This is a genomic window from Ideonella sp. P3_A4 (assembly GCF_056403075.1).
In genome coordinates this window covers 1-9,622 of sequence record NZ_JBFUGE010000226.1, presented here as the reverse complement: position 1 = coordinate 9,622, position 9,622 = coordinate 1, and the positions used below count along the sequence as shown (strand labels likewise).

Below are 9,622 nucleotides of genomic sequence, written 5' to 3'. Positions count from 1 at the left end.
GAGCCGGTGTCAGCCGCAACGCTAGCGCGCCCGAGCGACGCCTCGAGCTCCTTGCGGAAAGCCTTGAAGCCGAAACGCTCGTAGAAGGCCAGCAGGCCGTCGTTGTCGACAGGCTTCAATTCCAGCGCGTCCAGCACTGGCCATCCGCTCACATGTTCGGTCAGGTCGCAGTCGGTCACCACGGTGATCAGCCGGCGGCCTTGCGGCAGCCAGTCCAGCGCCTTGCGCAGGTTCTCGCCCGCCACGCCCTTGATGCTGGCCGCAGCGGCGATCACGCCGTCCAGCGAGCCGTGGTCGGCGATCCATTTCGCCGCCGTCTTCGGGCCCACTTTCTCGACGCCGGGCACGTTGTCGACCGTGTCACCGATCAGTGTCAGGTAGTCGATGATGCGGTCGGGCGGCACGCCGAACTTGGCTTTGACGCCTTCGATGTCGAGCGTCTCGTTGCTCATCGTGTTGATCAAGGTGACCTGTTCGTTGACCAACTGGGCCAAGTCCTTGTCACCAGTTGATACAACCACCGAATGGCCCGACTGGGCGCCGATGCTGGCCAGGGTGCCGATCGCGTCATCTGCTTCGATGCCAGGCACCATCAGCACCGGCCAGCCGAGCAGCTTGACGACCTCGTGGATGGGCTCGATCTGCTTGCGCAGGTCATCGGGCATCGGCGCGCGCTGCGCCTTGTACTCGGGGTACCACTCGTCGCGGAAGGTCTTGCCCGGGGCGTCGAACACGCAGACGGCGTGTGCCGAGGGCACCTGCTCGCGTAGCCGCTTCATCATCGCGACCATGCCGTGGACGGCGCCCGTGGGAACACCGCCAGGGCCGCGGAGGTCGGGCAGAGCGTGGTAGGCGCGGTAAAGGTAGCTGCTGCCGTCGACCAGCAGCAGGGTCTTGTTTTCACTCATGCGCGGATTGTGCAGCCGCATTCGGAGCAGCCCGCCTGGATGGGCCACTCCGGGAAGCAAACGTGACCAGCGCGGCCAGCGCACGGCCGCTCCGAAGCGGCCGCGCGCCCCCGCGGGGGCCGGGGCGGCGTACCCGCCGCCCGGGGGCCGTCATCTCACCGGCAACGTCATCGTCATCTGGCTGTTGCCGTCAAAGGGCAGCGAAATGCGGAACATCTCGCCCCAGTGCACCGGCGCGCCGTAGAGGCTGTCAGCGGTGTCGACCACCAGCACCAGGTGATGACCGGCCGGCACGTCGTAGGCGATGGCGTTCATGTCGAACGACAGGTCGGTCGCGACGCCCGGCGTGGCCCAGTGCAGCGCCCGTGCGCCGTGGGTGACCAGCGTGCCGAAGCCCGCCCAGTCCACGTCGTACAGGTACGCCACCAGCATGCCACGCTTGAGGTTCGGCTTGGCGCGGATCTGCAGCTTGGGTGAACCGCGCAGTTTGACCGGCGCGTTCAGCGAGTCGCCTTCGTAGCGGATGCCATTGCCCGCCAGGATCGTGGCCATGTGGTTGATGACCGGTATGCCGGCGCTTTCCATGATCGGCGACAGGATCGGGATCAATCCGGTCGTCGCGGTCGTGTCGAGCAGGCTGTCGATCTGGTCACCATAGCTCTGGCGGTTGGGCGAGGTGCCGAGCGTGCCGGTCACACCCTTCCAGCAGAAGCAGCCGAAGTCCCAGCGCAGGTTGCCCCGCGGGCCCAGGTAGTAGGTGGTGCTGCGCAGTTCGGATGCCGGCCAGTTGCTGAGGGTCTCGCGGTTGCCGCCGAACTTCAGCTGCATGTTGACCTTCGGCTCGGTGTCGACACCGTTCGAGATGCCTTTCAGCCAGCGGTCCATCCAGCGGTGCACCTGGTCGAACACCGGGTTGTCGACGCCCAGTGTGGCGCCGGCCAACTCGGCCGAAGCGTGGATGCCCGGTTGCAGCAACAGCTTCTTCGGTCCGGTCAGGCGCTGGTACATCAGCAGCGTCGAGTTCGGCGAGAACATGTCGTCCTGGTAGTTCTTGCTGATCAGCACCGGCACCTTGCGGGCGTTCAACGCGTCAACCGCGTTGATCGGCGATCGGACCACGCCCCAGGCCGTGATCTCTGCGATCTTGGCCGGCGAGGCATCCGGGTCACGGATGGCCGCGTCGTACTCGTAGACGATCGGGTCCATGTCGCCGGTGAAGGTGCCCGACAGCGTCAAGATCGACAGCCAGGTCGGGTTGGGCACCGAATTGCCGTACATCTGGTCGATCAGGTTCGACCAACCGGACATCGAGGCCACGGCCTTCACACGGCTGTCGCCAGCCGCACCAAGCACCGACAGCCCGGCACCATAGGAGATCCCGGCTGCACCGATGCGGTTCACGTCGGCGGCGGTGTTGGACACCAGCCAGTCCAGCACGCTGCTGAAGTCGGACGCATCCTGGGCACTGGCCACGCCGACCACACCTTCGGAGCCATAGAAGCCCCGTGCGGTGTAGGCCAGCGCGACGTAGCCGTTCTGYGCCATGCGCTGCTGCTCTCCGAGGTACTCGAAGAAATCGGCGGCTGCCCAGCTCGCTGGATAGACGATGGCAGGGAACTTGCTTCCACCATTGGCGCCAGGGGGCAGGAAGACATTCGCGGTCAACCTCACGCCGTCGCTTGTGGCGACGGTGAAGTTGTTCAGAAAACAGGTCCCGTCTTTTGGCGAGATCACGCCCGGCATCAACAGGGGCGTGGTGTAAACGGCTGCTTCGGCGGGGGTAGGTGCACGGCAGCTCGCGGCTTCAGAGGCGATGGGAGAGAACAACGGCAGGCACACAACCAGGGCAGCAACTCGCCGCCCTAAAAATTTCGGCATGTGAAAGTCTCCGCTCCCGGGGAGGTTGGAATTGCGGCCGAACGCCCCGGAATCGCACGACCGTTCGTTCCATTTGCTGCCTGCATTTCTTAATGCGCAATGGGACCAGTCCGGAGTTTTTGTTACTTGTTACCTCGCCTCCGCGCTACGCCACTGGGCTGACGCATGCGGCAGGCCTCGTCCGACAAAGCGGGTTCGAACCCCGGGCATAGAATCGGGCGCATGAAAACGCTCTGGCCCGCCCCGCTCACGCTGCTGCTTCTGGCCACCGCCGCCGTGCGGGCCGAAGAGGCTGCCGCACCGCGGCCGGTGCCCGAGCCGCAGGTGCTGCAAGAAGTCACCGAAGACGACAAGGTCCGCATCGAGGAATTGCGGGTCCGTGGCCAGACCAAGCGCCTGACGGTGCAACCCAAGATTCGCGGTGTCGGCCCTTACGAGATCGCCGCGCCCGAACCGGGTCGCGCCCCGGCCGATGACCCCAAGGCCGGTCAACGGGTCTGGTTGTCCATCACCTTCTGATACACCGCCGCGCCGTGCTCGCGCGGCGCTTCACCGGCAAGTCATGGCGGTCTATACCGAAGTGAGCCTGGATCAAGCCCAGGCGCTGTCGACGCAGCTGAAACTGGGCGCCGTGCGCTCGTTGCAGCCCATTGGCAGCGGCATCGAAAACACGAACTACTTTCTGTCGACCGACGATGGAGAGTGGGTGCTGACGCTGTTCGAGCGCTTGTCAGCAGAGCAACTGCCGTTCTACCTTCAGCTGATGCAGCACCTGGCCCAGCACGGGCTGCCGGTGCCAGAACCCCACACCAACGGCAGCGGCGCGCTGTGCCACCAACTGGCCGGTAAGCCCGCCGCGGTGGTGAACCGGCTGCCCGGCGTGCCGGTGGACGCGCCCGATGTGCACCACGCCGACCAGGTCGGTGCCACGCTCGCGCGCATGCACAAGGCGGTGGCCGACTTTGCACCGTACCAACCTAACTTGCGCGGCCTGGCCTGGTGGCAAGCCACAGCGCCCAGCGTGCGCCCGCATCTCGACGAAGACAGCGCCGCCTTGCTCGACGAAGAACTCGCCTACCAGCAGCACCTGTCGGCGTCGCCCACCTACGCACAACTGCCGCATGGCGCGGTGCACGCCGACCTGTTCCGCGACAACGCGCTGTTCGAGGGGCTGCCCGGCCGCGAGCGCCTGTGCGGTGTGTTCGACTTCTATTTCGCCGGCGTCGACAGCTTTGCGTTCGACCTCGCCGTGGCGATCAACGACTGGTGCGTCGACGACGACTCAGGCCATCTCGACGAGACCCGTGCCAATGCGCTGATCGCCGGCTACCGCGCCGAGCGCGAACCGGCCGGTGTCGAATGGCGCACGCTGCCGGCCATGCGCCGTGCCGCCGCGCTTCGCTTCTGGCTGTCGCGCCTGGCCGATTGGCATGCACCGCGCGACGCCACCCTGTTGACCCCCAAGGACCCTCGGCACTTCGAGCGCGTGCTGCGCGACTGCGTGGCCAACCCTTGGCACCCCGGCGCCTGATTCACCGATGGGATTGAAGCTTCAAGACGTGCCGGCCGCCGCCGGTTGGCGCTGGGTGTCGCAGGCCTTTGGCGAATACTTCCGCCATCCGCTGGCCTACATCGGGCTGTTCATGGCCTTCATGTTCGCCGCGCTGCTGACGATGYTGCTGCCGTGGATCGGCGGCGTGCTGCTGATGGTGGCGGTGCCGCTGCTGAGCCTGGGTTTCATGATGGCTACTCACGCATCATTGCTCGAGCGGCCGGTCCACGCCGGCATCTTCGTCGTGCCTTGGGCCCAGCGCGAGCCAGACCGGCGCAGGCCCCTGCTGGCGCTGCTGATCACCTACGCCGTGCTGACCGCCGCCGCCTTGTGGTGGTGCGAATGGATCGACGCGGGCGCCTTCGATGCTTGGCTGACCGCGCTCGCCAAGGGCAACACGCCGCCAGAAGAATTGGCGCGCCTGAGCGAAGCCCCCGGCGCCGCTGCCGGCGCGCTGTGGCGCATGGGGCTGAGCACGATGGTGAGCATTCCGTTCTGGTTCGCGCCGGCACTGGTGTTCTGGGCCCACCAGAGCGTCGCGCAAGCCTTGTTTTCCAGCACGCTGGCGCTGTGGCGGGCGCGCACCGCTTTCCTGGCGTTTGGCATCGGTTGGTTGGCGGTCCTGCTGCTGGCCGGCATGCTGACCAGCTTCATGGTCGTGGTGCTCGGCTCGGCGGTGACGAGTCTGCTCGCGATGCCGGTCGGTTTGGTGCTGACCGCGGTCTTCTACGTCTCGCTGTACTTCAGCTTCCGCGACTGCTTCGGCGAGCCGTAGGCCGCCTCGTTACGCTCCCACGCGCGGCGTCACCTTCACTGTCAAACGGCCATCCGCCCGCGCTCGCTCGAAATCGGCCGCGGCGCGAGCCAGGCCTTCGGTGGAGTTGGCACTGGTGGCGTTCAGGCCCACGGCGCGGTCGCGGCCCATGGCCTTGGCGCTGTACAAGGCCATGTCGACCAGGTTGACCGCCTGTTCCCAAGGCAGGCTGGTGCCGTGCGGCGGCAGCGGGAAGCCGGCGTAGGCCATCGACATCGTCACCGTGATCTCGCGGCCGTCGGCCAGCTTGAACGGCCGGTTGCCGATCTCGCCCAGCACCCGCAACGCCAGCGTTTCGAGTGCATCGCCGCTCAGCGCGGGTGTGTGCAGCAAGAACTCCTCGCCGCCCCAACGGCAGGCGACGTCGCCGGCGCGCACACAGGCGGACAAGCGATGCGCCACCTCGACCAGCACCGCGTCGCCCACCGCATGGCCGTGCTCGTCGTTGACGCGCTTGAAGTGGTCCACGTCGAGCAGGATCAGGCCACCGGAGAAGCCGTGGCTCTTGTCGTCCTCGCGCGCCGCCAACGCCTCGCGGAAGTGGCGGCGGTTGGCCAAGCCGGTCAGCGGGTCGCGCTCGCTTTGCACCTTCAGCAGCGCCTCGCTGCGACGCAGTTGCAGGTTGGCCAAGCGGGTGCGACGCAGTTGCACCACCAGCACCCCAGCCGCCATCGCCAACATGAACGAAGCCAGCATCCAGACCCGCTGCATCAGCGTCTGGTTGCCCAGGCGGGCGGTCTTCAGGCTGTTCTCGCGCTCGGCCAACTCCAGGTCGCGCTGGCCAGCCTCGGTGCGAAAGCGCTCCTTCAGCTGGCCCAGAACCGCGTCGCGGGTGTCGCTGTCGATCTGCTCGCGCAGCTTGGTGGCGCGGTGAAAGTGTTCCAGCGCCGCCTTCACGTCACCCACCGCCGCCAACGCGTCGGCCGACTCGTTCAGCGCCGTCTCGATGCGCGCCCGCGCCTTGGCCTGCTCCCACAATTGCAGCGCCGCTTCGAGATCGGCCTTGCCCTGCGCCAACTGGCCCAGCCGCACACGCGCCAGCCCCCCGTTGTGCAGCATCACCGGCAGGTTGCGCCGGTCGTTGAAGCGTCGCATCACCGGCAGCGCCCGCTCGACCGCGGCCAGCGCTTCGCGCGGTTTGCCGGCACGCAGCAACTCGTCGCTCAACGAGCCGAGGATCTGCGCTTCGATGCGGACCGAGCCGGCATTGCGGGCAATGCGCACCGCTTCTTCGAGTGCCGGCTGCGAACCGGCGTGGTCGTTGCGGGCCGATGCCAGCACCGCACTGTTCATCAGCACCCGGATCATCGAGCGGCCGCTCGGGTCCTTCTTCGCGTGGCGTTCGGCTTGCGCCATCTCGCGGCGCGACTTCTCTGCTTCGTTCAGGTAGTGGCTCAACACCGCCTGCGAAGACAAGCCCCAGGCGAGCAGCACATCGTCGTTGGCTTGCGCGGCCAGCTCGTTGGCGCGCTGTTGCAAGCGCGCCGCCTCGAGCCGGTTGCCCTGGCGATCGGCGCGCAAGGTCAACAGCCGCACCACTTGCCACCAGCCGCGGTGGTCGCAGCCGGCATTGCGCTGCGCATTGCCAGCACATGCCCGCGCATAGGCCGCGTCGGCCTCTTGTGCATGGCCGGTGGCCGACTCGGTCCGCCACAGCTGGTCGTCGAGCATGGCCCGCACCATCGCCGCATCGGCGCCGGCCACCGGGTCGCGATCGGCCATCTGCGACAGCCGGCCCGCCGCTTCCTGGGCCTGGGCTTCGCGTCCGGCACGGGCGGCCACCAGGCCCCGCGTGCGTTCGACCACCCGCGTCCAGGCCAGCGACGGCGCGGCGGACAGGCCTCTTTGCAACTCGTCCAGCCGCTGCAGCACCACATCGGGCTCGTCGTAGCCTTCGTTGACCCAGCGGCTGGCCAGGTCGTTCAGCTCGACCAGTGCGATGGCGCCGTCCAGCTTTTCGAGCCCCCGCCAGGCTTCGACCGTGGCCGGGGTGATCGGGCTCGTCGTCGCGCGAGCACCGCTGCCCTGCAACGCCGCCGGCGCCGCCGCCGAGCTGCCGACCAAAGGCCAGGCTAGGCCCGCGGAAGCCATCAGGCAGGCCGTGAGAATGCGAACCCGGCACGTGGGCTTCATGCCGTCGCCTCCGCCGTCGGGCCTTCCAGCAGCGCCAGCTGAACCCGGCCTTCGCGCCACGACTGCTCCAGGTCCTGCACCACCGCATCGATCTCGGCCAGGGTGCTGGCGGGCAACGCGCCGACACCGCAGGCCTTGTTGCGGCCCAGGRTCTTGGCCACATACATCGCGTTGTCGACGATGTCGACCGCCAGATCCCAGGGCAGATCCAGCTGATGCGGCAAGAGCGGGAACTCGGCAAAGCCGATCGAGGTGGTCACGTTGACGCGCTTGTCGCCAACGATCATCGGCATGCCGGCCACCGCGCTCAACAGGCGCTGCGCCAGCGGCTCGACGCGCTCGTGCGCCATCGCCGACACCAGCACCAGAAATTCTTCGCCGCCCCAGCGCACCACCAGGTCTTCTTCGCGCAGCACCGCGCGCAACCGGCGTGCGGTCTCGACCAGCACCGCGTCGCCTGCCGCATGGCCATGGTGGTCGTTGATGCTCTTGAAGTGGTCCAGGTCCAGCAGGTACAGCGTGCCCCGCGCCGAGGTGCTCGCCCCTTCGCCGGTGGTGATCTCGTGGAACTGGCGCCGGTTGGCCAGGCCGGTCAGCGGGTCTTGCAGGCTGTGGCGACGCAGTTGCGCATTGCGCAGGCGCAGGGCTTGTTGCGTGGCGCGCAAGCCACCGTACATGCGTGCCGCCAGCGCGAGCAGCGACAGCACGATCCCGGCGGTCAAGGCCCAGATCTTGTACTCGAGTTCGCGGCCACGCAGCTGTTCTTCCTTCAGCGCGTTGTCTTCGTTCAGCAAGGCCAGCTCGCGCTTGCGCTGCTGGGCGTCGAAGCCTTCCTGCAACTCCAGCACGGCCTCTTGCTGGTCGCGCCGCGCCAGCTCGTTCGACAGCCCGCGCAGAGACTGGTAGGCCGCGTAGGACTCGGCCAGATAGCCGGCCTTTTCCAGGTAGGTGGCCACGTCCCGGGTCGATTCGGCCAGGCTCGCGATGTCGTTGGCGGCGCGGTCGAACTCCAGCAGTGGCCGGATCAGCGCCATGCCCTCGTCCTTGCGCTTCATCGAGATCAACGCCAGGCCGCTGTTCAGGTGAGCGAGGTTCTCGGTCGTCACATCGTGCAGCGCATGAGCCAGCGGCACCGCGCGCTGGGCGATCCCGTAGGCGCGCTGGTATTCGCCCGCGTGCAGGTAGTAGTCCGACAGGTTGGCCAGGCCGAGTGCTTCGTCGCGCGCCGCACCGGCCTTGCGCGCGTACTCGATCGCCCCGTTCAACGCCGCCAACTCCTCGACAGGATGACCGTTGTCCGTCAGCAGGATGCTGTCGGTCGTCATCGCCTCGGTCATCGCCATCCAGTCCTGGTTTTCGTTGGCGATCTTCTTGGCTTCGTCGTTGAGCCGTGTGGCGTGCTCCAACTGGCCGCCACGGTACAAGGTGTAGGCCAGCTCCGATCGGTAGATGCTGCGCCGCCAAGCCACGCCGCCCTCGTCGGCCAGGCGGATCGCCTCCTGCGACAACCTGACCGACTCGTCGATGTGGCCGATGCGCTGCTTGATGCTGGCGGCAGCGGACAGGCAGCGCATGCGAACCCGCACCGACGGGATCGCCCGCAGCGCGTGTTCGATCTCGGCCCATTGGGTATCGGCCCGGGTGAGCGAGCCGGCGTTGCTCATCGCCACCTGGACCCGAATGCAGACCGCAGCCGCGTTGAGCTGCTCGGCCGGCAGCTTGCTGTAGGCCGGCGCGTCTTTCTTGACCAGCGCCTGGGCCACGGTCTCGGCCGCGCTGGGCTGGTGCAGGTGGGCCCGCAGCATGCCCAGCAGGTGCTCGGCATCCAGGCGCGCCACGCCCTCCACCGGGCCGTTGGCCAGCAGCTTCTCCAGTTCGTCGGCAATGGCATCGGGCTTGGCGCGGCTGTCGCGCTCCAACCGTTCGACCGCGTCGGGTTCGGTGGCAGCCTGAACACCGGCCGTCGACAACAGCGTCAACAACATCCACGCCATGCCGGCGATGTGCCGAGAACGTGGAGGCTGCCGCCGTTGCCGGGTCATCGTCTATTCCGTCGGGGTCAGCTTGGCCACGGACAAAGCCAACCACTTCGTGCCGTGGCGGCCGAAGTGAACCTGTGCGCGCGCATCCGTCCCCGCGCCTTCGAGCGTGACGACCACGCCTTCACCGAACTTGTTGTGGAACACGCCCTGCCCCACGCGCAAGCCATGCCCCGCTTGCTTGGYCGCGGCCTCGACCATGCGGGCCGGCACCGGCGGCGGCGCAGGCGCCTGCCAACCGGCGTTGCGCCCGGCGCCCACCATCGAGCCCAGGCCGCTACCACGTTGCCAGGCGGCC

Annotated in this window: 7 protein-coding genes and 1 pseudogene; 3 read left to right on the top strand and 5 right to left on the bottom strand. The window is 67.6% G+C overall.

The window, feature by feature from the left end:
* Both AC1DYI_RS18995 and AC1DYI_RS18990 read right to left on the bottom strand, forming a co-directional pair.
* Window positions 1-908 (bottom strand): 5'-3' exonuclease (locus AC1DYI_RS18995; RefSeq protein WP_477205691.1); only part of this gene is annotated, 908 nt, incomplete at its 3' end.
* Between the two features lie 150 nt (window positions 909-1,058).
* Complete coding sequence (locus tag AC1DYI_RS18990) at window positions 1,059-2,786, bottom strand: CocE/NonD family hydrolase (protein WP_477205690.1); 1,728 nt, start codon at window positions 2,784-2,786, stop codon at window positions 1,059-1,061.
* Between the two features lie 222 nt (window positions 2,787-3,008).
* Here AC1DYI_RS18990 and AC1DYI_RS18985 point away from each other — a divergent pair, with 222 nt between their 5' ends.
* From AC1DYI_RS18985 to AC1DYI_RS18975, 3 genes are read left to right on the top strand one after another with little or no spacing between them, the layout of a single operon-like run.
* On the top strand, window positions 3,009-3,305 hold the full coding sequence (locus AC1DYI_RS18985; protein ID WP_477205689.1) for a hypothetical protein: 297 nt from the start codon (window positions 3,009-3,011) through the stop codon (window positions 3,303-3,305).
* Between the two features lie 43 nt (window positions 3,306-3,348).
* On the top strand, window positions 3,349-4,317 hold the full coding sequence (locus tag AC1DYI_RS18980; RefSeq protein ID WP_477205688.1) for a homoserine kinase: 969 nt from the start codon (window positions 3,349-3,351) through the stop codon (window positions 4,315-4,317).
* A 7-nt stretch (window positions 4,318-4,324) separates the two neighbouring features.
* Complete coding sequence (locus tag AC1DYI_RS18975; RefSeq protein WP_477205687.1) at window positions 4,325-5,113, top strand: BPSS1780 family membrane protein; 789 nt, start codon at window positions 4,325-4,327, stop codon at window positions 5,111-5,113.
* A gap of 9 nt (window positions 5,114-5,122) precedes the next feature.
* Here AC1DYI_RS18975 and AC1DYI_RS18970 read toward each other — a convergent pair whose 3' ends face one another.
* From AC1DYI_RS18970 to AC1DYI_RS18960, 3 genes and pseudogenes are all read right to left on the bottom strand, one after another.
* Window positions 5,123-7,243, bottom strand: coding sequence for a GGDEF domain-containing protein (locus tag AC1DYI_RS18970; protein ID WP_477205686.1), 2,121 nt, complete (start codon window positions 7,241-7,243; stop codon window positions 5,123-5,125).
* Between the two features lie 38 nt (window positions 7,244-7,281).
* Window positions 7,282-9,279: a GGDEF domain-containing protein gene (locus tag AC1DYI_RS18965; RefSeq protein ID WP_477205685.1), complete on the bottom strand. Its 1,998-nt coding sequence runs from the start codon at window positions 9,277-9,279 to the stop codon at window positions 7,282-7,284.
* A 51-nt stretch (window positions 9,280-9,330) separates the two neighbouring features.
* Window positions 9,331-9,622 (bottom strand): annotated as a pseudogene (locus tag AC1DYI_RS18960) (DNA helicase II); the annotation flags it as partial.

What these genes read in the sequence shown, in the direction of transcription:
- AC1DYI_RS18970 (WP_477205686.1), bottom strand. Translation starts at nt 7,243, where the DNA reads ATGGCTTCCGCGGGCCTAGCCTGGCCTTTGGTCGGCAGCTCGGCGGCG.
- AC1DYI_RS18985 (WP_477205689.1), top strand. Translation starts at nt 3,009, where the DNA reads ATGAAAACGCTCTGGCCCGCCCCGCTCACGCTGCTGCTTCTGGCCACC.
- AC1DYI_RS18980 (WP_477205688.1), top strand. Translation starts at nt 3,349, where the DNA reads ATGGCGGTCTATACCGAAGTGAGCCTGGATCAAGCCCAGGCGCTGTCG.